We start from the raw sequence: 24,956 nt of genomic DNA on the forward strand, positions 1-24,956 counted from the left end.
TTTTCCCCCTCTCCCCGTGGGAGAGGGTCGGGGTGAGGGCATCAGGCCGCTCAAAACTACTTCTCTTCCACCGCCGGCACATCCGGCCACGCGTGGACCACGGCTTTAATCAGCGTCGCCAGCGGAATGGCGAAGAACACGCCCCAGAATCCCCACAGCCCGCCGAAAATCACCACCGATAAGATAATCACCAGCGGATGCAGGTTCACCGCTTCGGAGAACAGCACAGGTACCAGCAGGTTACCGTCCAGGCCCTGAATAATCAGGTACACCGCGAAGCAGCTCCAGAACTCAGTTCCCAGCCCAAACTGGAACAGCGCCACGCCAACCACCGGAATGGTCACCACAAACGCACCGATATACGGAATCAGGACAGACAGCCCCACCAGCACCGCCAGCAGCAGCGAGTAGTTCAGGCCGAAAATCAGGAAGCCAATCCAGGTGGCGACCCCCACGACAATCATCTCCAGCACCTTGCCGCGAATGTAGTTGGTGATCTGCTGGTTCATCTCTTCCCAGACCTGCCCCGCCAGCCCGCGGTTGCGCGGCAGAATACGGCGAACGGCGTTGAGCATCTGGTCTTTATCTTTCACCAGGAAGAAGACCATCAGCGGCACGAGCACAAGGTAAACCGCCAGCGTCAGCAGTCCGACCAGCGAGGCCAGAGAGTATTTCACCACCGAATCGCCCATCGTCATGATGCGGGCGCGCATATTTTCCGCCATCGCGTCGATAATCCCGGCATCCATCAGGGCTGGGTAACGGCGCGGCAGCGTGGCGGCAAAATCAGAAAGCTTGTTCAGCATGCCGGGCATATCGCGAATAAGGTAGATCCCCTGCTGCCAGGCAACCGGCATCACCACAAAGGCCATTAACAGCAGGATACCGACAAACAGCACCAGCACGATGCTGGTCGCCCAGCGACGGGAACAGCCGATGTGCTCCAGGCGCACCGTTGGCCACTCCAGCAGGTACGCCAGCACAATCGCCACCAGCAGGGGCGCGAGCAGGCCGCTGAAGAAGAACAGAATACCGAACCCGGCAACCAGAATAACCAACAAAGCAATGGCTTCCGGGTCGCTGAACCGACGCCGGTACCACTGCATTAACATTTCGAGCATACAACCCTTCCCTGAATCGAATGGCGGGAGTGAGACGATGAATTGTATCTAACTGTCACAAAAAAGACTTTCGCTTTTTGTATCCCGATCACAATCCGCAAAAGCCTGATGAATTGGATTTTCTTCATGCTACAACACGGCTACACTCCCAGAGCAGCAGAGATGAACGATATACCGGTTCATCGGTCAAATTAGCACATCCAACATACAGGACAGTGGTTATGTTCAGGCAGTTGAGAAAAACACTGGTTGCGACACTGATTGCCGCGGTGACGGTCGGTCAGGTGTTGCCCGCTTTTGCTGACTCGTCCGATACATTGCCGGACATGGGCACCACAGCAGGAAGCACGCTCTCTATTGGGCAAGAGATGCAAATGGGGGATTACTATGTTCGCCAGCTGCGCGGCAGCGCCCCGCTGATTAACGACCCTTTGCTGGTACAGTACATTAACGGGCTGGGGATGCGTCTGGTTTCGCACGCCGACTCGGTAAAAACCCCCTTCCATTTCTATTTAATCAATAACGACGAAATCAACGCCTTCGCCTTCTTTGGCGGTAACGTGGTGCTGCATTCGGCGTTATTCCGTTACTCTGACAACGAAAGCCAGCTGGCCTCGGTAATGGCGCACGAAATTTCGCACGTCACCCAGCGTCATCTCGCACGTGCGATGGAAGACCAGAAACGTAACGCCCCCCTCACCTGGGTGGGTGCACTGGGCTCTATTCTGCTGGCGATGGCCAGCCCGCAGGCCGGGATGGCAGCACTGACCGGTACGCTGGCGGGAACGCGCCAGGGGATGATCAGCTTCACCCAACAAAACGAGCAGGAAGCGGACCGCATCGGGATTCAGGTGCTGCAGCGTTCGGGCTTTGACCCGCAGGCCATGCCGAGCTTCCTCGAAAAACTGCTCGATCAGGCGCGTTACTCTTCCCGTCCGCCGGAAATTCTGTTGACCCACCCGCTGCCGGAAAGCCGTCTGTCGGACGCACGTAACCGTGCCAACCAGATGCGCCCGGTCGTGGTCCAGTCTTCGCAGGATTTCTACATGGCGAAAGTGAGAACGCTGGGGATGTACAATTCCGGGCGTAACCAGCTCACCAGCGACCTGCTGGATACCCTGGCGAAAGGCAACGTGCGCGAGAAGAACGCCGCGCAGTATGGTCAGGCGCTCCAGGCGATGGAAGCCAGCAAATACGACGAGGCGCGTAAGGCGCTGCAGCCGCTTCTGGCAGCCGATCCGAACAACCCGTGGTACCTCGATCTGTCGACGGATATCGATCTGGGGCAGAAGAAGCCTGCCGATGCGATTAACCGCCTGAAAGGGGCGAAAGACGTCCGTACCAACCCGGTGCTGCAGCTTAACCTGGCGAACGCTTACTTGCAGGGCGGCCAGCCCGGCGAGGCGGCGACCATCCTCAACCGCTACACCTTTAATAATAAAGACGATCAAAACGGCTGGGATCTGCTCGCTCAGGCGGAAGCCCAGCTCGGCAACCGCGATCAGGAGCTGGCGGCGCGTGCCGAAGGTTTTGCCCTGGTGGGCCGCCTCGATCAGGCGATTTCCGCGCTCAGCAGTGCCAGCTCGCAGGTCAAACTCGGCAGCCTCCAGCAGGCTCGCTACGACGCGCGTATCGATCAGCTACGCGGTCTGCAGCAGCGCTTTAAGCCGTACGAGAAGATGTAATAAAGGAGAATTCACGTCATGACAGACGCCGTAAAAATCTATCATAACCCTCGCTGCTCCAAGAGCCGCGATACCCTGAGCCTGCTGAAGTCTAACGGCGTGGAGCCGGAGGTGGTGCTGTACCTTGACACCCCACCTGACGCGCAAACCCTCCGCCAGCTGCTGCACATGCTGGGAATGGGCAGTGCAAGAGAACTGATGCGCCAGAAAGAAGATCTGTATAAGTCGCTTAACCTGGATGACAACCGTCTCACCGAGGCTGAGCTGGTCCAGGCGATGGTTGAAAATCCCAAGCTGATTGAGCGCCCGATTGTGGTGGCGAACGGCCAGGCGCGCATTGGACGCCCGCCGGAAGACGTGCTCGAGATCCTCTAGTCCTTATGCCGCAGCGCTTCCAGAAAGGCCTGCGGCGTACTCTCTCCCAACTTTTTCTGCGTTTTTCCCCGGTTGTAAAATTCGCACAGCTGGATCAGCAGCTCGCCTGCCGGTTCACTGTTCAGACGTGGAATGATGTCGCATAGCGGCAGAGCAACCTGAACGGCGGGGAATTGCTGTGGATGCACTGTCACGGCGGTATTGCGTTTCTCAAGCTTCACCTCGAAACCAAAAGTCTCAATAGATTGAATATCAGCCGGACAGGCTTCCAGCACGTCGTTCACCCAGTGGACCAGCAGCTGTGGAGAAATGCCCGCGTACAGCCGGGCGGAGCACCAGCCGCTCACGGGCTCACGCGCCCAGAGCAGGTGCTGTTCACCGCCATCGTCCATATGCAGAGACAGAGGCTGATGATGTAACAGGATTTTTTGCGGTACGATGCCTGCCTTCAGCGCCTTTTTCCCCTGCAACGTCGCGCCCTTCTGCTTTACCGAAGCCGGTTTAAGGTAGCGGTTCAGGGTCGCTCGGGATACGGCGATCCCGAGTCCGTTATTGACCATCTGCAGCAGTTCGTCCAGCGGGGCACCCGTGATATCCCGCAGGGCATTAACCAGCGCAACCTGCTCCTGTCTCAATGCTTTGTGTATCACTTTTGGCGTCGTGTGGTTATCCGAAACCTGGTCGCGGTTACGCCAGCGCCTGACTGTAGTGACCGAGATCCCCAGCTCAACGGCCAGCTCCCTGTCGCTTTTATCTGATTGCTGAAGATAGCGACGGATGCGCGGCGTCGTGGTGGCATTAGCATGCAGTTTAATTTCCATCGCAGGATCCTCAGAACCAATCTTGTGAGATTTATACTATACCAGCGATTGCTTTGTGACCGATTTCACCTTTCGCTCGCCACGCTTCACTGATAATCCTCAGACATAACACAAACAACACCCCTCAATCTTGTACGGAGTTCACAATGAACAATGTTCTGGGATTTCTTGAAGCAAAACTGATGCCGCTGGCGGCCAAAACGGCCCAGCAGCGGCATCTCGGGGCCATTCGCGGCGCCTACGTCTCCTTCATGCCGTTTATCATCGTCGGCTCTATTCTGCTGGTGATCTCGTCGTTCCCGAATCAAGCCTATCAACAGTTTATGTCTCAGGCCTTTGGTGAGAGCTGGAGCGCCATTATCGAAATCCCGTTCAACGCGGTGTTCTCCACCATGTCGCTGTTCATCAGCTTCCTGGTCGCCTTCCGCCTGGCGGAACACTATGGCGAGGATCGCATCTCCTGCGGCATCCTGGCGCTGGTCGCCTTTCTCATCCTGACGCCCTTTATCAAAGTGGCGGAGAACGGCGGTATTACCGTCATTCCGGTGGAATGGATTGGCAGCAAAGGGCTGTTCGTGGCGATGATTGGTTCCCTGCTCTGGACGGAGCTGTTCTGCTGGCTCAAGCGCAAAAAACTGGTGATCAAAATGCCGGACGGCGTGCCTCCGGCGGTGCAGGAGTCGTTCGCCGCGCTGATCCCGGCCCTGCTGGTGATGATTCTGGTTCTGGGTATCCGCATCGTGTTTGAAAACACCCACTACAACACCATCCACCAGTTTATTTACGAAGTGGTCGCCACGCCGGTGCGCCACTACGGCACCTCTTACTTTGGCGCGCTGATGACGGTGTTCAGCATCACCATTCTGTGGTCAGTGGGCATTAACTCCGGCTCGATGATCAACGGCATCATTCGACCGCTGTGGATGGAGAATCAGACCGACAACATCGCCGCGATTCAGGCAGGCACGACGCCGCCGCACATTATCACCGAACAGTTTTTTGACATGATCTGGATGGGCGGCGCGGGGGCCACGCTGTCGCTGGTGATTGCAATGCTGATTTTCGCCCGCAGCAAAAACATGCGTGAAGTGGCGCGCCTCGGCGCCGGGGCATCGGTGTTTAACATCAACGAACCGATCCTGTTTGGCCTGCCGGTGATCATGAACCCGATCATGCTTATCCCGTTCAACCTGGTGCCGCTGGTGCTGGTCACCGTGCAGTATGCGGCAATGAAGATTGGCGCGGTTGCCGTCACCACCGGGGTGTTTATTCCCTGGACGCTGCCGCCGGTCATCAGCGGTTTTATCGTCACCGGTCACCTGAGCGGCAGCGTGATGCAGCTTATCAACCTGCTGATTGGCGCCATGCTGTATCTGCCTTTTATGCGTATCGTGGACAAACAGTACCGCGCGGCGGAAATGGCCACCGTTACGCAAACCGACACCACCCTTGCAAAACAGGAGTAACGCATGTGGGGAATTATCGCGACCTGGCGAATGGCGCTTGAAGGCGTCACCGAGTCTGCATCTGCACTGGCTGCGGGGAAACCGGTCTCGGCAGCGGTGGTGGATGCCGTCGCCGCCGTCGAAGACTTTCCGTTTTATAAATCCGTCGGCTACGGCGGGCTGCCCACCGAAAATGGTGAGGTGGAGCTGGACGCCGCCTACATGGACGGCGACACGCTGGCGTTTGGTGCCGTGGGCAACCTGGTGGATATCGCCAACCCGGTGCGCGTGGCGCATGCGTTAAGCCGCCAGCGCTACAACAGCCTGCTGGTCGGCCAGGGCGCGAGGGAATGGGCGCTGAGCCAGGGTTTTGCCGACAAAACCATGCTCACCGACCGCGCCATGCAGCACTACCGCAAACGCTGCCGCGAAACGCTGGATAAGGGCTTAAGCCCTTACGACGGACATGACACCGTCGGCATTATCGGCCTCGATAAACAGGGCTCAATGAGCGTCGCCACCTCCACCAGCGGCCTGTTCATGAAAAAACGCGGTCGACTCGGGGATTCGCCCATTATTGGCTCCGGTTTTTACTGTGACAGCGAAACCGGCGCCGCAACCGCCACGGGCGTCGGTGAAGATCTGATGAAAGGCTGCACCAGCTACGAAATCGTTCGCCGCATGGCGCAGGGTATGACGCCGCAGCAGGCAGCAGATTCGGTGGTGTTCGAACTGGAGGACAAGCTGATGTCGCGCTTTGGCCGCGTGGGCGATCTCTCCGTGGTGTGCATGAATAACAGGGGCGAATTTGGTGCCGCTACCAACATCAAAACCTTTTCGTTCGTGGTGGCGACGGCTCGCCAGCCCCTCACCGTTTTTCGTACCGAACGCCTGCGGGAGAAAACGCATTATCACGCGGTAGACGATGAGTGGATGCAGGCCTATGCCGCGCGGATCCGCGCGCCGATTGAGGAGTCATGATGATTACGTATCAGTTTATCACCGCGCTTTCCGACGCGAAGCCGCAGAGCCATTTGATTGCCTCCGCCTCCTGTACGCTTTTGCCCGAAACGGCGCTTGTCGCGGAAATGCGCGAGTCTGCCAGCATCGCTGACACCCGCTTTGGCTGCGCCCCGTTTGCCCGGATCACCCTGCTGTCCGATGCGCTCTGGCAGGATAGCCTGACCGAAGAATTACTGACGGCGCTGCGCCCGCTGCTGGCCTCGCCCGTCAGTCCCGAGCTGATACTGGACGTGACTGATATCGACGATGTGGTGCTGGCGCAGGTGCTGCGTTTTCTCTTTAATCAGGCGCACAGGCTAAGCGATTTGCAGTTGAAGAAAACCAGCGACAGCGTCCGTCTTGAGCGCATCACCGCGCTCTGCTTACCCGAACAGCAGGAGCGACTGGCGGTTATTTTCCGCCAGCAGCAGGCCATCGCCCACGGCATGGTCGCGGCGCGACGTCTGGCGGATACCCCGTCCGACCGCTGCACGCCGCAGTTTGTGGTGGAAGAGGCGCAAAGACTCTGTGCCGCCTTCCCTGCCCTGCGGTGCGAAGTGCTGAATGAAAAGGCTATTGCCGAGCACGGTCTGGGGCTGCTGCACGCCGTCGGCAAAGGGGCGACCTGTCCGCCGCGCCTGCTGGCAATTCACTATGACGGTGTCAACGACGGCCCGGTGCGCTGCTATGTGGGTAAAGGCATTACCTTTGATACCGGTGGCCTGTGGCTGAAGGAAGGCGCGGGCATGTACACCATGAAATACGACATGTGCGGTGCGGCTAACGTGCTGGGCCTGATGCTGACCGTCGCAGAGCTGGCGCTGCCCGTACGCATCATGGGCGTGCTGGCGCTGGCGGAAAACGCCATCGGCCCGGACGCCATGCAGCCCGGCACGGTAGCAACGGCCTGCAACGGGATCACCGTTGAAATCAACAACACCGATGCCGAAGGCCGACTGGTGCTGGCGGACGCCATCGCCTGGGCCAGCCAGCGCCATCCGCAGGCGCGCTATATCATTGATATGGCCACCTTAACCGGTGCGGTCGTGAAGGCGCTGGGGTATGAGCTGAGCGGGCTGATGACGCAGGATGAACCGCTGCGCGCGGCGCTGACGCTGGCGGGTAAGCAGAGCGGCGATGAAGTGTGGTCCCTGCCGCTGGATGCGCGGCTGAAAAAGCAGACCGACAGCGCGATTGCCGATCTGTGCAACACGCCGACCAACAATGCGGCGATCAGCGCCTCGGCGGCGTGGCTGCTGCATCACTTCTGCCCGCCAACTATTCCGTGGGCGCATCTGGACATCAGCGGTACGGCGCTGTGGCGTGAAAGTGGGCGAAGCGTGGCATCGGGAAGACCGATTCCACTGCTGGTTGAGCATCTAATGGGGGATCTTTAGCCGAGTGGCGGCTGCGCCTTACCCGGCCTACAAAGTGCGGCAGGTTTTCGTAGGCCCGGTAAGGCGAAGCCGACACCGGGCGAGCAAATTCAAAGCTTGAGAATATCTTTAACAAACGGGATGGTCAGCTTGCGCTGGGCGGTAATGGAGGCGCGATCGAGCTGATCGAGCGTATCAAACAGCGTGCGCATTTCGCGATCCAGTCGTTTAAGCAGGAAACGGCCCACGTCTTCCGGCAGCTCAAACCCGCGCTGCTTCGCACGCAGCTGTAACGCCTGAAGCTTATCTTCATCCGACAGCGGCTGAAGCTTGTAGATTTGCCCCCAGTCCAGGCGAGACGCCAGATCCGGCAGTCCCAGATTCAGCTGGCGAGGCGGACGATCGCCGGTGATCAGCAGCCGTGTTTTCCCCGATTCCAGAATGCGGTTGTAGAGGTTAAAGATCGCCATTTCCCACGGCTCATCCCCCGCCACGCATTCGATATTATCAATGCACACCAGCGAGAGATGTTCCATTCCCTCAAGCACCTCAGGCACGAACCAGGTACGTTTATCCAGCGGCACGTAGCCTACCGCATCGCCGCGCGCCGAAAGCTCCGCGCAGGCGGCATGCAGCAGGTGGCTGCGCCCCGCGCCTTCGCGTGACCAGATATAGATGTATCCGCTGTGTTCCTGGCGCAGCACGTTTTGCAGTGCAGCCAGTAAAGAGGGGTTATCACCCGGCCAGAAACTCGCGAAAGTTTCGTCGTCAGGGAGATAGAGTGGCAGAGAGAGCTGTGCCGGTCCGTTCAGAAGTACCTCAACCAGATCTTACATAAAATCGGCATGGAGTTTAACACGGAACCTGCAAGGAGAGAACCGGGCGGATCGTCCACCCGGTTATAGGATCAGTGTGACGCTTTTTCGTTTTCGTCAGCGTCCAGCACCACCTCTTCCGGACGGATCACGGAGATCAGCTTGAAAATCAGGCTCAGGCCCACGCCGACGATGGTCGCCAGCGCCATGCCTTTCAGCTCGGCCGCACCAATGTGCACCTTCGCGCCGCTCACGCCGATAATCAGGATCACCGAGGTCAGGATCAGGTTCTGCGCCTTGCTGTAATCCACTTTGGATTCAATCAGCACGCGAATACCGGAGGCACCGATCACGCCGTACAGCAGCAGAGAAACGCCGCCCATCACCGGAACCGGGATGATCTGAATCGCTGCCGCCAGCTTACCGACGCAGGAGAGCAGAATGGCGATGATCGCCGCGCCGCCGATAACCCAGGTGCTGTAGACGCGGGTAATCGCCATCACGCCGATGTTTTCACCGTAGGTGGTGTTTGGCGTAGAACCAAAGAAACCGGAGATGATGGTGGAGAAACCGTTCGCAAACATGGAGCGGTGCAGACCCGGGTCGCGGATTAAATCGCGCTTAACGATGTTCGCCGTTACCACCAGGTGGCCGACGTGCTCCGCAATCACCACCAGCGCCGCAGGCAGAATGGTGAAAATCGCAAACCATTCGAAGCGTGGCGTATAGAAGGTTGGCAGGGCAAACCAGTGCGCCTCGGCAATCGGAGTGGTGTCCACCACGCCCATCACGAAGGAGAGCGCGTAGCCCGCCAGCACGCCGATCAGGATCGGGATAATCGCCATAAAGCCGCGGAACAGCACGGAACCAAACACCGTTACGCCCAGGGTCACCAGCGAGATGATAATGGTTTTGGAATCCGGTGACTGGCCGTCAGCAGGCAGCAGGCCGGCCATATTCGCCGCGACGCCCGCCAGCTCAAGACCGATGACGGCCACGATGGCGCCCATCGCCGCAGGTGGGAACATCACGTCCAGCCAGCCGGTACCGGCTTTCTTCACAATGAAGGAGACCAGGCAGAACAGCACGCCACACATGATAAAGCCGCCCAGCGCGACCTCATAACCCAGCGGCAGCAACAATAACACCGGAGAGATAAAGGCGAAGCTCGACCCGAGATACGCCGGAATTTTGCCTTTACAGATGAAGAGGTACAGCAGCGTACCGATGCCGTTGAACAGCAGCACGGTAGCCGGGTTAATGTGGAACAGGATTGGCACCAGCACGGTTGCGCCAAACATGGCGAACAGGTGCTGCAAACTAAGCGGGATAGTCTGTAAAAGCGGCGGTCTTTCACTCACCCCGATAGCACGGCGCGTCATAGTGTTTTCCTCTGAGTAGTATCGTTGTTGGTGTTTTATTCAAAAAAAAGCCGACTATCAAAGTCGGCTTATTTATCGTTATTCGATTATTTCGTACCAAAGATCTTATCGCCGGCATCGCCGAGCCCCGGGATGATGTACCCGTGCTCGTTCAGGCCCTGGTCGATAGAGGCGGTATACAGCTCAACGTCCGGGTGCGCTTTTTCCAGCGCCGCGATCCCTTCCGGTGCCGCAACCAGCACCAGCACTTTAATGCTGCTGCAGCCCGCTTTTTTCAGCAGGTCGATGGTGGCAATCATTGAACCGCCGGTTGCCAGCATCGGGTCAACCACCAGCGCCATACGCTCGTCGATGTTGGACACCAGCTTCTGGAAGTAAGGAACCGGCTCGAGGGTTTCTTCGTTACGGTAGATCCCGACCACGCTAATGCGCGCGCTTGGCACGTGCTCCAGCACGCCTTCCATCATGCCGAGACCGGCACGCAGGATTGGCACAACGGTAATTTTCTTACCTTTGATCTGCTCAACCTGCACCGGGCCGTTCCAGCCTTCGATGGTGACTTTTTCCGTTTCCAGATCGGAGGTCGCTTCGTAGGTCAGCAGGCTGCCGACTTCAGAGGCCAGTTCACGAAAACGCTTCGTGCTGATGTCATGCTCACGCATCAGGCCCAACTTGTGTTTAACGAGTGGGTGTTTCACTTCCACAATCTTCATTCTCTTTCTCCTCTGAATGGCATCCGCAAAAAAATCGCGGGATTATACCGCTTTTTTCGGATTAGGCCATACCCATGTTGCTTGACAGGGATCAAGCAAAGACAAAAAAGCCGGAGGCTGAGTTCCGGCTTGGGTGCGGGTTCTGCCCGGTGGCGCTGCGCTTACGCGGGCCTACGTGTATTGTAGGTCGGGTAAGCGTTAGCGCCACCCGACAATTACAGGTTATCCCCGTTGCTCGCAATCACCTGCTTATACCAGTCGAACGACTTCTTCTTGCTGCGGTTCAGCGTGCCGTTGCCTTCGTTGTCTTTATCGACAAAGATAAAGCCGTAGCGTTTTTTCATTTCGCCCGTACCGGCAGACACCAGGTCGATACAGCCCCACGGGGTATAGCCCATCAGGTCTACGCCATCTTCCACCACCGCTTTTTTCATCTCGCTGATGTGGGCGGCCAGGTAGTCAATGCGGTACTGGTCGTTCACCGTGCCGTCACTCTCCTGCACGTCGATTGCGCCAAAGCCGTTCTCAACGATAAACAGCGGCAGCTGGTAGTGATCCCAGAACCAGTTGAGGGAGTAGCGCAGCCCCACCGGGTCAATCTGCCAGCCCCAGTCGGATTTCTGCACGTACGGGTTAGAGACCAGGCTCTTGCTCTCGTCGTAATCCAACTGCGGGTTGTCCGCCGTCGCCTTGGTGGCGAAGGACATATAATAGCTAAACCCGATGTAGTCCACGCAGCCCTGCGTCAGCGCCGCTTTATCTTCTTCGGTAATATCCAGCGCGAAGCCGCGACGTTCGAAGTAGTTGAGCAGATGCTGCGGGTACTTGCCACGCACGTGCACGTCGGTGAACCAGTAGCGGCGGTGCATGGCGTTCATCGCCATCATCATATCGTCCGGCGCGCAGGTCAGTGGATAGATAGGACACATGGCAATCATGCAGCCGATCTGCAGGGACGGGTTAATCTCGCGCCCCGCCTTCACCGCCAGCGCGCTGGCCACCAGCTCATAGTGCGCGGCCTGGAACATTACCGGCTCGCGATCTTCGCCCGGCGCGTACTTCAGCCCCGAGTTGGTGAATGGGGCAAAGTCTTCGTGGAAGTTGGCCTGGTTGTTGATCTCGTTAAAGGTCATCCAGTACTTAACCTTGTGCTGATAGCGCTGGAAAACCACTTTTGCAAAACGAACGAAGAAGTCGATCAGCTTACGGTTGCGCCAGCCGCCGTATTCCGTGACCAGATGGAACGGCATCTCGAAGTGAGACAGGGTAATAACCGGTTCGATGCCGTGCTTCAGGCACTCGTCGAACAGGTCGTCATAGAATTTCAGGCCTGCCTCGTTCGGCTCAAGCTCGTCGCCTTTCGGGAAGATCCGCGTCCAGGCAATAGAGGTGCGGAAGCATTTGAACCCCATCTCGGCAAAGAGTTTGATGTCTTCTTTATAGCGGTGGTAGAAATCGATGGCTTCATGGTTAGGGTAGTTTTTCCCGTCCAGCACGCCGTTGGTGATTTCACGCGGCACGCCGTGCGCGCCTGCGGTCATCACATCGGCCACACTCACCCCCTTGCCGCCCTCTTTCCAGCCGCCTTCGAGCTGGTGCGCCGCAACCGCACCGCCCCACAGAAAATCTGCTTTAAATCCTGACATTCACTTTCCCTCATTCTGCGTTATTTTCTGCAAAAACAATTACAGAAACCGGTTTCAGTTGAATGATGTGCAAAGCCGTTTCGGGTTGCAAGGAGAATGCCGAAACCGGTTTCATTTTCGTGAACAGACGCAAGTTTGGGCGCACTGGCAGGCTGCGCGTAAAAAAAGATCCCTACGTCCAGAATAGGCTCGCAAACGTTTGCCTGGACTGTTAGAATTGCGCCGATTTTTCTTACTAGCTATGCAATCGCGTGGGGATTTAAGCCGTGACCAACAAAACTTCTCTCAGCTACAAAGATGCCGGTGTTGATATTGACGCAGGTAATGCGCTGGTTGACCGAATCAAAGGTGTGGTGAAAAAAACCCGCCGCCCGGAAGTGATGGGTGGTCTGGGTGGATTCGGCGCACTGTGCGCGCTGCCGCAAAAATATCGTGAACCTGTTCTGGTCTCGGGAACTGACGGTGTAGGCACTAAACTGCGCCTGGCGATGGATTTAAAGCGTCACGACACGATCGGTATCGATCTGGTCGCGATGTGCGTGAATGACCTGGTGGTTCAGGGCGCAGAGCCGCTGTTCTTCCTCGATTACTACGCGACCGGCAAACTGGACGTAGATACCGCGGCAAGCGTGATCAACGGTATCGCCGAAGGGTGCCTGCAGTCTGGCTGTGCGCTGGTTGGCGGTGAAACCGCGGAAATGCCGGGCATGTATCACGGCGAAGATTATGACGTCGCGGGCTTCTGCGTCGGTGTAGTAGAAAAATCAGAAATTATCGACGGCAGCAAAGTGGCCGATGGCGATGTGCTGATCGCGCTGGCCTCCAGCGGCCCGCACTCCAACGGCTACTCCCTGGTGCGTAAAATCATCGAAGTGAGCGGCTGTGACCCGCTGACGACCGAACTTGACGGTAAACCGCTGGCTGACCATCTGCTGGCCCCGACCCGCATCTACGTGAAAAACGTGCTTGAGCTTATCGAGAACGTCGACGTTCACGCTATCGCTCACCTGACCGGCGGCGGCTTCTGGGAAAACATCCCGCGCGTCCTGCCGGACAACACCCAGGCGGTGATCGACGAATCCTCATGGCAGTGGCCAGCCGTGTTTAACTGGCTGCAGACCGCAGGCAACGTGAGCTCCCACGAAATGTACCGCACCTTTAACTGCGGCGTGGGCATGGTTATCGCCCTGCCGGCAAGCGAAGCGGATAAAGCGGTCAAGCTGCTGACTGAAAAAGGTGAAAACGCGTGGAAAATCGGTACGATTAAAGCCTCCGATTCCGAACAGCGTGTGGTCATTGAATGAAAAACATCGTGGTGCTCATTTCCGGCAACGGAAGCAATTTGCAGGCGATAATTGACGCCTGCAAACAGAAGAAAATCAATGGCACCATTCGGGCAGTTTTCAGCAACAAGGCCGACGCGTTCGGCCTTGAGCGCGCGCGGGAAGCGAACATCCCTGCGCACGCGCTGGAAGCCAGCCAGTTCGCCGGGCGTGAAGCCTTTGACCGCGAGCTGGTGCATGAGATTGATGCCTACGCGCCGGACGTGGTCGTACTGGCGGGCTATATGCGTATTCTGAGCCCGGCTTTTGTAGAACACTTCGCCGGACGTCTGCTGAATATCCACCCTTCCCTGCTGCCGAAATATCCCGGCCTGCACACCCATCGTCAGGTTCTGGAAAACGGCGATGAGGAGCACGGCACCTCCGTGCATTTCGTTACCGACGAGCTGGACGGCGGTCCGGTGATCCTGCAGGCAAAAGTCCCGGTCTTTGACGGCGATAGCGAAGAAGACGTGACCGAACGCGTGCAGACCCAGGAGCATGCCATCTACCCGCTGGTGGTAAGCTGGTTTGTCGACGGGCGTCTCGAAATGCGCGACGGCGCAGCCTGGCTGGACGGCGTGAAGTTACCCCCGCAGGGTCATGCGGCGGAAGAGTAGTTTGTTATGTCGGGTAGCGCAGCTGCGCTTACCCGACCTGTTCATTGCATTACCCGATATCCCCTTCTCCAACCCTCTAAAATCCCCAACAAAAAAAATAACTGTCATACTTTTCTGGCACTGTTGGACATATCGTGGAAATGCTCGCCATAATAAGGACGAGACGGATTTACCACGTCCTGTGATTGAACTGGAGTGTGAGCTGTAATGGGTCAGGAAAAGTTATATATCGAGAAAGAGCTAAGCTGGTTAGCATTTAACGAACGTGTACTCCAGGAAGCGGCAGACAAAAGTAACCCGCTGATCGAGCGCATGCGTTTTTTGGGCATCTATTCCAACAACCTGGATGAGTTCTACAAGGTTCGCTTTGCCGAGCTGAAAAGACGCATCATCATCAGCGAAGAACAGGGCCTAAACTCGCACTCGCGGCACCTGCTGGGCAAAATCCAGTCCCGCGTGTTGAAAGCCGATCAGGAATTTGACGGCCTGTATAACGAACTGCTGCTGGAGATGGCGCGTAATCAAATCTTCCTGATTAACGAACGTCAGCTTTCCGTTAACCAACAAAACTGGCTGCGCCACTATTTTAAACAGTACCTGCGCCAGCACATTACCCCGATTCTCATCAACCGCGAAACCGATCTGGTGCAGTTCCTGAAAGATGACTACACCTATCTGGCCGTGGAAATTATTCGCGGTGAATCCATCCGTTACGCGCTGCTGGAGATCCCGTCCGACAAGGTGCCGCGCTTTGTGAACCTGCCGCCGGAAACCCCGCGCAGACGCAAGCCGATGATCCTGCTCGATAACATCCTGCGCTACTGTCTGGACGATATCTTCAAAGGCTTCTTCGATTACGATGCGTTAAACGCCTACTCGATGAAGATGACCCGTGACGCCGAATATGACCTGGTGCACGAGATGGAAGCCAGCCTGATGGAGCTGATGTCGTCCAGCCTGAAACAGCGCCTGACGGCCGAGCCGGTGCGCTTTGTCTATCAGCGCGATATGCCGGACGCCATGGTGGAGATGCTGCGCGAGAAACTGACCATTTCGCGCTATGACTCCATCGTACCGGGTGGTCGTTACCACAACTTTAAAGACTTTATTGGCTTCCCGAACGTCGGCAAAGCCAATCTTGTGAACAAGCCGCTGCCGCGCCTGCGCCATCTGTGGTTCGATAAATTCCGCAACGGATTCGACGCCATCCGCGAACGCGATGTCCTGCTCTACTATCCGTATCACACCTTTGAGCACGTGCTGGAACTGCTGCGTCAGGCCTCGTTCGACCCGAGCGTGCTGGCGATCAAAATCAACATCTACCGCGTGGCAAAAGATTCCCGCATCATCGACGCGATGATCCATGCGGCGCACAACGCCAAAAAAGTCACCGTGGTGGTTGAGCTGCAGGCGCGCTTCGACGAAGAGGCGAACATTCACTGGGCGCGTCGTCTGACGGAAGCCGGTGTGCACGTCATCTTCTCCGCGCCGGGGCTAAAAATTCACGCCAAGCTGTTCCTCATCTCCCGTAAAGAGGGCGACGAGGTAGTGCGCTACGCCCACATCGGTACCGGGAACTTTAACGAGAAAACGGCGCGAATCTATACCGACTATTCGCTGCTGACCGCCGATGCCCGCATCACTAACGAAGTGCGCCGGGTCTTTAACTTTATTGAGAATCCGTACCGTCCGGTGAACTTTGACTATCTGCTGGTCTCGCCGCAGAACTCGCGCCGTCTGCTGTACGATATGATCGATAAAGAGATCGCCAATGCCCAGAAAGGGCTGTCGTCCGGCATCACGCTGAAGCTTAACAACCTGGTTGATAAAGGGCTGGTGGACAGGCTGTACGCCGCGTCCAGCTCCGGCGTGCCGGTTAATCTGCTGATCCGCGGCATGTGCTCGCTGATCCCGGAACTGGAAGGCATCAGCGACAATATTCGCGTGATCAGCATTGTTGACCGCTACCTGGAACACGATCGCGTCTATATTTTCGATAATGCGGGTGATAAACAGGTCTATCTCTCATCGGCAGACTGGATGACGCGCAATATTGACTACCGAATTGAAGTCGCGGCACCGCTGCTGGATCCGCGCCTGAAGCAGCAGATCCTCGACATCATCGAGATTCTGTTCAGCGATACCGTGAAAGCACGCTATATCGACAAAGAACTCAGTAACCGCTATGTGCCGCGCGGCAACCGCCGCAAAGTGCGGTCGCAACTGGCGATTTACGACTATATCAAATCACTCGAGCAACCCGATTAACCTATGCCGATAAATGATAAGACCCCACGCCCGCAGGAATTCGCCGCGGTCGATCTTGGCTCTAACAGTTTCCACATGGTCATCGCCCGTGAGGTGGATGGCGCGCTGCAGATCATCGGTCGTCTGAAGCAGCGGGTACACCTGGCGGATGGCCTTGATGAACGCAGTATGCTCAGCGAAGAGGCAATGGAGCGTGGGTTAAACTGCCTGTCGCTGTTTGCTGAACGCCTGCAGGGCTTCTCGCCCTCCAGCGTGTGCATCGTGGGCACCCACACCCTGCGCCAGGCGCTAAACGCGCCGGAGTTCCTCAAGCGAGCTGAAAAAGTGATCCCCTACCCGATTGAGATCATCTCCGGCAACGAGGAAGCGCGTCTGATTTTCATGGGCGTTGAGCACACCCAGCCGGAAAAAGGGCGCAAGCTGGTTATCGATATCGGCGGCGGCTCAACGGAGCTGGTGATCGGCGAAGACTTTGAGCCTCGCCTGGTGGAAAGCCGCCGTATGGGCTGCGTCAGCTTCGCGCAGATGTATTTCCCGGGCGGCACCATCACCCGCGAGAACTTCCAGCGTGCGCGTATGGCGGCCGTCCAGAAGCTGGAAAACCTGGCCTGGCAGTACCGAATTCAGGGCTGGAACGTGGCGCTGGGCGCGTCAGGCACCATCAAAGCGGCGCATGAGGTGCTGCTGGCGATGGGTGAAAAAGACGGGTTTATCACGCCTGAACGCCTGACATTGCTGACCGAAGAAGTGCTGAAGCATAAAAGTTTTGACGCCTTAAGCCTGCCGGGTCTTTCCGACGAGCGTAAGGCGGTCTTCGTGCCGGGGCTGGCTATTCTCTGCGGCGTGTTTGATGCCCTCGCCATTAAAGAGCTGCGCCTTTCCGACGGCGCGCTGCGCGAAGGCGTGCTGTACGAAATGGAAGGCCGCTTCCGCCATCAGGATATTCGCAGCCGTACCGCGCAAAGCCTGGCCAACCAGTACAACATCGACCGCGAGCAGGCGAAGCGCGTGCTGGACACCACGGTGCAGATGTACGAACAGTGGGAAGAACAGAATCCGAAGCTCGCACACCCGCAGCTTGCTGCGCTGTTAAAATGGGCCGCGATGCTGCACGAGGTGGGGCTGAACATCAACCACAGCGGGATGCATCGCCATTCGGCCTACATTCTGCAAAACAGCGATCTGCCTGGCTTCAACCAGGAACAGCAAACCATGATGGCGACCCTGGTGCGTTATCACCGCAAAGCCATCAAGCTCGACGATCTGCCGCGCTTCACGCTGTTCAAGAAGAAGCAGTTCCTGCCGCTTATTCAGCTGCTGCGCCTGGGCGTGCTGCTCAATAACCAGCGCCAGGCCACCACCACGCCGCCCACGCTGAAGCTTAAAACTGACGATCATCACTGGACGCTGAGCTTCCCGCACGACTGGTTCAGCCAGAATGCGCTGGTCCTGCTGGACCTGGAAAAAGAGCAGCAATACTGGGAAGCGGTCACCGGCTGGCTGCTCAAAATTGAAGAAGAGAGCGCCGACGTCGCCGCGTAACGGCTCAGGTGTCCGCGCAGGACGTCTCAGCTTCCAGCAGTGACTCAAGCGGTGCCGGCCTGCCAATCAGATAGCCCTGCACATAATCGATACCTAGCGCGTGAACCGCGCTACGTATCTCTTCCGTCTCGACGTACTCAGCCACCACCAGCATCTTCTTCATGCGCGCCAGATGGCAGATAGACGCTACGATCTGATAATCCAGGCTGTTATTGACGATATTGCGGATAAAGCTGCCGTCAATCTTGAGAATGTCGGCATCCACGCTTTTCAGCCGCGCATAGCTCGCATACCCGGTACCAAAATCATCAATCGCAATGCGTACCCCCATTTTCTGCAGCTGCTGGAGAATATGTAGCGCCTGCTCCCCGCTGCCGAAGGTGCTGCACTCCGTCACCTCAAAAATCAGCTGCCACGGCTCAATGGCGTATTTTGCCAGCAGGCGACTTACCTCAAGCGGGAACTGTACCCGACACACGGTCGACGGGGCCAGATTAATGGCAAAGCGCTGACCGGGAAGTGTTTCGCGATGCGCAGCAAGGAAGCGCAGGGTATGCTCCAGCACCCACAAATCCACCCGCGAGGAGAGACCAAACTCCTGCGCGACGGGCAGGAATTGGTCGGGGGAGATCAATAGCCCGTTGATATCCGGCATCCGCAGCAGAACTTCGTGATAGCGATCGCCACGCAGGCCGCGAACGGGTTGAACCAGCAGGGCGAATTCGTCGTTATCGAGTGCCTTTTGCAGGCGGCTCATCATCGCGACTTTATCCTTCAGGCTGCGCTGCAAATGGATGGCCCCACGCTGCTGAAGATTTTCCGGATGGTTGGAGGAGAGCGACAGATCGGCAACCACGCCCAGTTCGCCCAGCACCAGATAAAGATGGTTAACCGGGGAGCGGACATAGCAATAGCTCACGCCCACCTGCGGCTGCAGCGGCATCCCGTCCCAGACAAAGCGAAACTGTTTGATATGCTCGTCCAGGGCTTCAATCCGCTGCTGGTGTGATTCCGCATTGAGTCGTACCGCCATATCGTACCCGGTCAGGTGATACACCTGCTCATTGGGCTGGAGCGTGCCATTCACCCACTGCGCCAGCTGCTGTTTGTACTGAATGCGCAGCAACACGCCGTAATTTCGGCCCAGAATTTCCAGCTCCGGAATGCGCAGCAGGCAGAGAGCCGACCACGGATTTTTCGCCAGATCGCGCGACAGCGCCCGCAGGTTAGGCATATGGACGACCGGGTCGAGTAGCGCCAGCCTGCGGGAGCGTTTGTTCACCGCGCGCTGCCGGGTCGCCAGCATCGACATATAAATCACCACAAACGAGAAGACCAGGTAACTGGAAGAGGTGATCGCCAGCTGAATGTCATCCCCCTGGTTCACCGGGATATAGTGGTAAAAATAGTGAATAGACACCAGCAGCACCGGTATCCAGATCAGCGACACCAGCTTATAGCCAAAACGCATCGCGCCCCAGAGCATCACCGGCATCAGCAGCGACAGGGTGTAGTTGGTGGTAAAAATGGAGCTGTTTTCATTCATCGGGAGCAGCAGCAGCGAAAGCAGCCCGCCAAGCGCGATTGCCCACACCAGAAACTCAACGATCGTCACCTTTTTGTCTATCTGGGAACGGACCTGCGAGATAAGGCTTTTAAGATAGCGCGGATGACGAATCAGGCGGATCAGCAGATAGCTCAGCGGCACGCCCGTCAGTCCGCTGACCAGCAGCGCCTGGTAGTTGATGAGCGTGCGAATATTAAGAGGGTTTAATCCCGCCAGGCTCTGGCGGCTCTCATACACGCCTAAATACACCGCAAACTGAAACAGCAACAGAAACAGCGTCGCGGGGCAGAAGGCCTGCCAGAAGATACGCTGCGCCATCAGCCGGATGTCGCCGTACGCGGTCATATTCCGTCTGGGCGCAAACACCCGGTAGCCGCCCCAGCTGAGCACTAAAGGGACGATAAAATGGAGCACGCCGGCGACGGTTTCAAACATCCCGACCGAGGGGTAATAGCGGATAAACAGTGACAATACGATCCCGGGCAGCGCTTCCAGACCAAAGAACATCATCAGCGAAAGCAAAAATGAGAGGGGTAAATAATAGAGTGCCACAATGCCGTCGCCCAGCTGCGTGAGCGTATTCGCAATGCTCAGCACGGGAAGTAAAACCACCGGTAAAATAAGCGGCAATGCCCACCAGCGGTTTTCATTTTTTTTCAGGAAAGCGAGAATGTTCATAGATGCCCGGTTAAACCCCTATCGCTCCAGAGGGAAATAAAGACAGGCATCCGACCTGACGTACGTCCCGCCCGGCAGCGTGCCGGGCGAACAGTGTGGAGGAAGGATTTTAAATATCAGGGCCAGGAATCCGTTGACATAAATCAAACTACTTTACGCAAATAACGTTTTGCGACGTTTTTCTACAATTATTTTCTTCATATTATCAATATGGTAAATGTATTAATTAATCTCAATAACATTAATTAATGTAAACATTGACGGTTATTTACACATCACAGAATTGACCCCATCTTCCCGCTGTGCCTTAATATCCTCATCGCCCAAAAGGGCTTACCCAGGAAAAACAGAGTGAGTCAGGTCACGCGTATGCGCAAACGACATCGATTTAACACCCGAATGACCCGCATCATACTGCTCATCAGCTTCCTGTTTTTCTTTGGCCGCTTCGTTTACTCTTCGATTGGCGCCTGGTACCACCATCAGGATAAAACCCAGTCACAGCAATCCAGCCTGACCGTCGACACCGCTGACCGCTAAACCGCCGAAGGATATTGCACGAGCCGAATAAGGGCCGCGATCCCTTTGCTGAGGATTTTGTCCTGTCGCATCACAACGGCCAACTGCCGCTGCAGCATGGGCGTCAGCGACATCACGCATAGCCCTTCACGATCGACATCCTGTTCGACCGCCATGCGCGGCACAATACTGTAGCCCAGCCCCGCGCGAACCATGCGTTTGATCGCCTCGATGCTGCCAAGCTGCATCACCGGCGCGATTGCTAATCCACTGGCTGCAAACCAGCCATCGATCAGCGCCCGGGTCCCGCTGCCTGATTCAAAGGCAATCAGTGGATGAGCGTGCAGCGCCTCCGGCGTGAAATCCCGGAAAACATCCTGCTGCTCCCGCGAGGCGATAAACACAAACTCTTCGTCCATCACCGGCATGACGTCCAGCGCTCTGCCGCTCACCGGCAGCGTGACCAGCCCCACATCGAGACGGTTCTCTTCGATGGCCCTGACGATGTCGAGGGTGTTGCCCGTTGTCACCCCCACGCTCAGGAGCGGATAGTCGCGGCGCAACTGCTCCAGCAGGGGCGGGAGAAGATGGATGCAGGCCGTTGCCCCCGTGCCAAGCGTAATGGTGCCGCTCACGTCGTGACTGAACGCACTCACGGATCGGATGGCGTCATCCACCGCCTGCTGAATACGCTCCCCATGCGTCAGCAAAGCCTGCCCGGCAGCCGTCGCCTTAATCCCCCGCCCGGTACGCTCTACCAGCCGCGTTTGCAGAAACTGCTCCAGCTGGCGTATTTGCAGGCTGACGGCGGGCTGTGAAATGCCCAGCACGTCCGCTGCCGCTGAAAAGCTGCCGCGCTGGATCACCAGACGGAAGGTGGCGAGATAGCCCAGATTAAGCGTCGTCATTCAAAGTTTCTCTTATACCGCGCATAAGGTTACGGCCCTGCCAGCACAATACCGCGCCCGTTATGCTCAGGACAACTGCATAACGGAATGAAAAATAATGGAAACACCTGCCCTGCCACGCCGCCTCGCTCTCATGGCGGGATGTAATCAACTCATCAACTGGGGGATCTCGTTTTATATGCCCGGCACCCTTGCGCTGGCCATTTCAGCCGACCGGGGATGGTCGTCACCGCAGATTTACCTCGGCCTGACGCTGGCGATGCTGGTGATGGCGGCGGTTTCGCCGTTTGTGGCCCACCTGCTGGCACGCTTTGGCGGCCAGACGGTGGTGATGAGCGGCACGCTGCTGATCGCCGCAAGCTGCGCAGGGATGGCGTATACCCAGACGCTATTTGGCTGGTACTGCGCCTGGCTGGTCACCGGCGTAGGAATGCGCCTGTCGCTGTACGATGCGCTATTCGCCGCGCTGGTGAATCTTTACGGACAGCAGGCGCGAAGAACGATCTCACGCGTCACGCTGGCGGGCGGGCTGGCCTCCGCCGTCTTCTGGCCACTGGGCGATGCTCTGCTTCAGGTGATGAGCTGGCAGGGGGCGCTGCGCGTCTATGCTCTCTTCGGTCTGCTGAGCGCGACGCTGATAAGAACGCTCCCCCGTCAGCGGCTGACGGTGACGACACAGGTCGCCGCGCCGCCCCTGAACAACGAACGGCGCAACGGCTGGCTTTATGCCGCCTTCATTGCCCTCATCACCTTTGTCTCTAACGGCACCTCCACCCATCTGCCGGAGTTTATTGCCCACTTCGGCCTGCCGGTCGCCATCGGCATGCTGTGGGGGATCGGCCAGACGGCTGCTCGCTCGCTGGAAGTGCTGGCGGGTGCCCGTTTAACCCCCTTCAAACTCACGCTTTTTACCGCGCTCGCCATGCCGCTCTGCTTTCTTCTGGGGTTGAGCAGCGCTCTGTTTGTATGCTGTGCGGCCGGGTTTGTGCTGGGCTATGGCGCCATGAACGGGCTGGTCACCATCGTGAAAGCCACGCTGCCGCTGGAACTGTTCAGCGCGGAAAGCTATGCCCGCCGCACCGGCACGCTGCTTATCCCCGGCCAGCTGATGGCGGCAGCCTCGCCGTTTGCCTATGCGTGGCTGAACAAAACGCTGGGGATCGCGGGTGCAATGTGGGTTTCAACCGGGCTGACGCTGGTGATTGCCGGGCTGGCGATAGCCATTGTGCGCCGTCCCGGCAGGCAAAGTGTATCGCACTGTATCCCACGGGCCACGGTGACAAACGGGTACAAAACGCCCCCTCCGGCAAATATCTCCGATACATAAAAATGGTTTTCTTTCCCTGTCGCCATTGAGAACCGATGAGGAGAGAGAGCAATGATTCGTCGCTATGTACTTTTCCCCCTGCTTGTCCTGACATCTGTAGCACGTGTCCAGGCCACACCGCTGGACAATCTGAGCGCCGCTGACGTTAACGGCCCCGCCGCCGTTGCCCCGTTGGCGCAGCCGCAGCCGCCCGCAAAGCTGATCGTCGATCCGCCGCTTGCCGGGCCGCTGAGCAAAGGCGCGGTGTTTATCCAGTACCGTGCCGAAAACCTTCGCATCGAACCGGTATTCGGCCCCGACGCGCTCAAGGTCACCCCGCGCATTGGGCACATTCACGTGGTGGTGGATGACGCGCCGTGGCACTGGGCTGACGCCAGCGGAGAGCCGGTGATCCTGGTGGGGCTGCCCGCAGGGAAACACAAGGTGACCATTATTCTGGCCGGCCCGACGCATAAGCCGCTCGATCACAAAACCCTTGAATTCACCGTACCGCCCCACGCGGCGGTCCACCATTTTTAAGGAATCTGAAAATGAAAGCACTGTCTGTACTGACGGCAGGCCTGCTGGCGCTTTCCGCCAGCGCCTTTGCACAGAGCAAAACCAGCGTCGTGCTGGTACACGGCGCATTTGCCGACGGCAGCAGCTGGAATAAGGTCATTACCCTGTTGCAGAAACAGCACGCAGAGGTCATTGCCGTCCAGCTACCGCTCACGTCGCTAAAAGATGATGTTGCCGCCACGCGACGAGCCATCGAACGCGCCCAGGGGGATGTCGTACTGGTGGGTCACTCCTGGGGCGGCACCGTGATTAGCGAGGCAGGCAACGATGCGCGAGTAAAATCACTGGTGTATGTGGCGGCGTTCGCGCCGGATTCCGGTCAGTCGACGGCGGATCTGGCAGAAAGATTCCCTGCGCCGCCGGGCAGCGCGGGCATTGCCAAAACGGCGGACGGCTATTTATATCTGCCAACGGACGCCGTCAGGAAGGATTTCGCGCCGGATGTGACGCCAGACATTCAAAACACGATTGCAGCGACGCAGGGGCCGATTAAGACCGAGGCGTTTGGTGAAAAGGTCGCCCACGCGGCGTGGCATGATAAACCGAGCTGGTTTGTGATCAGCAAGAATGACCGAATGATCAACCCCGATCTTGAGCGTGCGATGGCAAAGACGATCCATGCGAAAACCGCAGAGGTGGCCGCGAGCCACGTGTCGATGGTCAGCCAGCCGCAGATCGTTGCCCGCACGATTGAGCAGGCGATCAGGAGCAATTAACAACAGCGGCGGCTTATTCAACTTTCTGCACTTCCGTATCCCCAGGCAGCAGCACAGTGCCGTCCTGCGCTGCTGGCGCCATAAAGGGAACCGGTTTGCCCGTTCGCCTGTCGACCAACAGCGAGTGGCGCTCGCCCTGCGCAAACAGATGCTGTTCTCCCCACTGACGCAGCGCCACGACCACGGGGAAAAGGCTCTCACCTTTGTCGGTCAGGACATATTCCTGATACGCCGTGCCGTCTGATGCCCCCTGTAACGTCAGGATGTCCGCATCTACAAGCTTGCGAAGCCGGTCAGAAAGGATGTTGCGCGCTACCCCGAGGCTACGCTGAAAATCCCCGAAGCGCGTCATACCGTCAAACGCATTGCGCACGATAAGCAGCGACCAGCGATCCCCGATCGCCTCGACGCTGCGGGCAACGGGACAATATTCCGCTTTAACCGTCTTTTGGGACATCTTGTATTTTCCTCGCAAAGGCCACCCCGCAACCAGTTGCATTTTAAAACCACATAGCCTAGCATTCAACAAGTTTCATTTTAAAACCAGGTT

22 protein-coding genes are annotated in these 24,956 nt (G+C 57.5%); 13 read left to right on the top strand and 9 right to left on the bottom strand.

Annotated elements, in window-relative coordinates; all coding sequences use genetic code 11:
- Positions 1–56: 56 nt before the first annotated feature.
- A complete protein-coding gene (locus tag ACMGG5_RS23190) occupies positions 57–1,121 on the bottom strand; it encodes an AI-2E family transporter (RefSeq protein ID WP_061714661.1) in 1,065 nt (354 codons plus the stop codon).
- 221 nt (positions 1,122–1,342) lie between these two features.
- Between ACMGG5_RS23190 and bepA the strand changes: the two genes are divergently transcribed.
- Positions 1,343–2,806 (top strand): beta-barrel assembly-enhancing protease, encoded by a 1,464-nt coding sequence (gene bepA, locus ACMGG5_RS23195; protein ID WP_048991275.1) that lies wholly within the window; start codon positions 1,343–1,345, stop codon positions 2,804–2,806.
- 18 nt (positions 2,807–2,824) lie between these two features.
- Positions 2,825–3,181 carry an arsenate reductase (glutaredoxin) gene (gene arsC, locus ACMGG5_RS23200; protein ID WP_024907564.1) on the top strand — a complete coding sequence of 119 codons (357 nt, stop codon included), beginning with the start codon at positions 2,825–2,827 and terminating at the stop codon, positions 3,179–3,181.
- Here arsC and ACMGG5_RS23205 read toward each other — a convergent pair.
- Complete coding sequence (locus ACMGG5_RS23205) at positions 3,178–4,002, bottom strand: XRE family transcriptional regulator (protein WP_420278564.1); 825 nt, start codon at positions 4,000–4,002, stop codon at positions 3,178–3,180. The genes arsC and ACMGG5_RS23205 overlap by 4 nt on opposite strands.
- 146 nt (positions 4,003–4,148) lie before the next feature.
- On the opposite strand from ACMGG5_RS23205, the gene celB reads away from it, so the two are divergent.
- From celB to ACMGG5_RS23220, 3 genes are read left to right on the top strand one after another with little or no spacing between them, the layout of a single operon-like run.
- Positions 4,149–5,468 carry a PTS cellobiose transporter subunit IIC gene (celB, locus tag ACMGG5_RS23210; protein ID WP_024907562.1) on the top strand — a complete coding sequence of 440 codons (1,320 nt, stop codon included), beginning with the start codon at positions 4,149–4,151 and terminating at the stop codon, positions 5,466–5,468.
- 3 nt (positions 5,469–5,471) lie between these two features.
- Positions 5,472–6,428 carry a N(4)-(beta-N-acetylglucosaminyl)-L-asparaginase gene (locus tag ACMGG5_RS23215; RefSeq protein WP_024907561.1) on the top strand — a complete coding sequence of 319 codons (957 nt, stop codon included), beginning with the start codon at positions 5,472–5,474 and terminating at the stop codon, positions 6,426–6,428.
- Positions 6,428–7,846 (top strand): M17 family metallopeptidase, encoded by a 1,419-nt coding sequence (locus ACMGG5_RS23220; protein ID WP_248273303.1) that lies wholly within the window; start codon positions 6,428–6,430, stop codon positions 7,844–7,846. Before ACMGG5_RS23215 ends, ACMGG5_RS23220 begins: the two co-directional genes overlap by 1 nt.
- A gap of 89 nt (positions 7,847–7,935) precedes the next feature.
- Here ACMGG5_RS23220 and ACMGG5_RS23225 read toward each other — a convergent pair whose 3' ends face one another.
- The 4 genes from ACMGG5_RS23225 to ACMGG5_RS23240 all read right to left on the bottom strand — a co-directional run bounded on the left by ACMGG5_RS23225 (position 7,936) and on the right by ACMGG5_RS23240 (position 12,381).
- Positions 7,936–8,637 carry a DnaA inactivator Hda gene (locus ACMGG5_RS23225; RefSeq protein ID WP_166792068.1) on the bottom strand — a complete coding sequence of 234 codons (702 nt, stop codon included), beginning with the start codon at positions 8,635–8,637 and terminating at the stop codon, positions 7,936–7,938.
- Between the two features lie 95 nt (positions 8,638–8,732).
- On the bottom strand, positions 8,733–10,022 hold the full coding sequence (uraA, locus tag ACMGG5_RS23230) for a uracil permease (protein WP_032675304.1): 1,290 nt from the start codon (positions 10,020–10,022) through the stop codon (positions 8,733–8,735).
- Positions 10,023–10,108: 86 nt separating this feature from the next.
- Positions 10,109–10,735, bottom strand: coding sequence for a uracil phosphoribosyltransferase (gene upp / locus ACMGG5_RS23235; protein ID WP_008501641.1), 627 nt, complete (start codon positions 10,733–10,735; stop codon positions 10,109–10,111).
- 215 nt (positions 10,736–10,950) lie between these two features.
- Positions 10,951–12,381, bottom strand: coding sequence for a 6-phospho-beta-glucosidase (locus ACMGG5_RS23240; protein WP_148769809.1), 1,431 nt, complete (start codon positions 12,379–12,381; stop codon positions 10,951–10,953).
- Positions 12,382–12,647: 266 nt separating this feature from the next.
- Between ACMGG5_RS23240 and purM the strand changes: the two genes are divergently transcribed.
- From purM to ppx, 4 genes are all read left to right on the top strand, one after another.
- On the top strand, positions 12,648–13,685 hold the full coding sequence (gene purM, locus ACMGG5_RS23245) for a phosphoribosylformylglycinamidine cyclo-ligase (RefSeq protein WP_024907556.1): 1,038 nt from the start codon (positions 12,648–12,650) through the stop codon (positions 13,683–13,685).
- Positions 13,682–14,323, top strand: a complete 642-nt coding sequence (purN, locus tag ACMGG5_RS23250) for a phosphoribosylglycinamide formyltransferase (protein ID WP_032646794.1) — start codon at positions 13,682–13,684, stop codon at positions 14,321–14,323. The genes purM and purN overlap by 4 nt, the downstream gene beginning before the upstream one ends.
- A gap of 207 nt (positions 14,324–14,530) precedes the next feature.
- Entirely contained in the window at positions 14,531–16,591 is a 2,061-nt protein-coding gene (gene ppk1, locus ACMGG5_RS23255) for a polyphosphate kinase 1 (protein ID WP_024907554.1), read from the top strand.
- A 3-nt stretch (positions 16,592–16,594) separates the two neighbouring features.
- Positions 16,595–18,133, top strand: a complete 1,539-nt coding sequence (ppx, locus tag ACMGG5_RS23260; RefSeq protein ID WP_024907553.1) for an exopolyphosphatase — start codon at positions 16,595–16,597, stop codon at positions 18,131–18,133.
- 4 nt (positions 18,134–18,137) lie between these two features.
- On the opposite strand, the gene ACMGG5_RS23265 is transcribed toward ppx, so the two are convergent.
- Complete coding sequence (locus tag ACMGG5_RS23265; RefSeq protein WP_420278565.1) at positions 18,138–20,378, bottom strand: EAL domain-containing protein; 2,241 nt, start codon at positions 20,376–20,378, stop codon at positions 18,138–18,140.
- A gap of 351 nt (positions 20,379–20,729) precedes the next feature.
- Here ACMGG5_RS23265 and ACMGG5_RS23270 point away from each other — a divergent pair, with 351 nt between their 5' ends.
- Positions 20,730–20,918: a YfgG family protein gene (locus ACMGG5_RS23270; protein ID WP_021241815.1), complete on the top strand. Its 189-nt coding sequence runs from the start codon at positions 20,730–20,732 to the stop codon at positions 20,916–20,918.
- Here the strand turns inward: ACMGG5_RS23270 and ACMGG5_RS23275 are convergent.
- Complete coding sequence (locus ACMGG5_RS23275; RefSeq protein WP_420278566.1) at positions 20,915–21,805, bottom strand: LysR family transcriptional regulator; 891 nt, start codon at positions 21,803–21,805, stop codon at positions 20,915–20,917. The two genes, ACMGG5_RS23270 and ACMGG5_RS23275, sit on opposite strands and share 4 nt — an antisense overlap.
- A gap of 97 nt (positions 21,806–21,902) precedes the next feature.
- Between ACMGG5_RS23275 and ACMGG5_RS23280 the strand changes: the two genes are divergently transcribed.
- From ACMGG5_RS23280 to ACMGG5_RS23290, 3 genes are read left to right on the top strand one after another with little or no spacing between them, the layout of a single operon-like run.
- Positions 21,903–23,132 (top strand): MFS transporter, encoded by a 1,230-nt coding sequence (locus ACMGG5_RS23280; RefSeq protein WP_420278567.1) that lies wholly within the window; start codon positions 21,903–21,905, stop codon positions 23,130–23,132.
- Positions 23,133–23,183: 51 nt separating this feature from the next.
- Positions 23,184–23,651, top strand: a complete 468-nt coding sequence (locus ACMGG5_RS23285) for a DUF6130 family protein (RefSeq protein ID WP_420278568.1) — start codon at positions 23,184–23,186, stop codon at positions 23,649–23,651.
- 11 nt (positions 23,652–23,662) lie between these two features.
- The gene (locus tag ACMGG5_RS23290; protein WP_420278569.1) at positions 23,663–24,406 is read left to right on the top strand and encodes an alpha/beta fold hydrolase; all 744 of its coding nucleotides are present in this window, start codon (positions 23,663–23,665) and stop codon (positions 24,404–24,406) included.
- A 13-nt stretch (positions 24,407–24,419) separates the two neighbouring features.
- On the opposite strand, the gene ACMGG5_RS23295 is transcribed toward ACMGG5_RS23290, so the two are convergent.
- Complete coding sequence (locus ACMGG5_RS23295; RefSeq protein ID WP_420278570.1) at positions 24,420–24,863, bottom strand: winged helix-turn-helix transcriptional regulator; 444 nt, start codon at positions 24,861–24,863, stop codon at positions 24,420–24,422.
- Positions 24,864–24,956 lie beyond the last annotated feature (93 nt).

It is taken from the genome of Enterobacter sp. BNK-34 (genome assembly GCF_048684445.1).
Taxonomy (GTDB): domain Bacteria; phylum Pseudomonadota; class Gammaproteobacteria; order Enterobacterales; family Enterobacteriaceae; genus Enterobacter; species Enterobacter pseudoroggenkampii.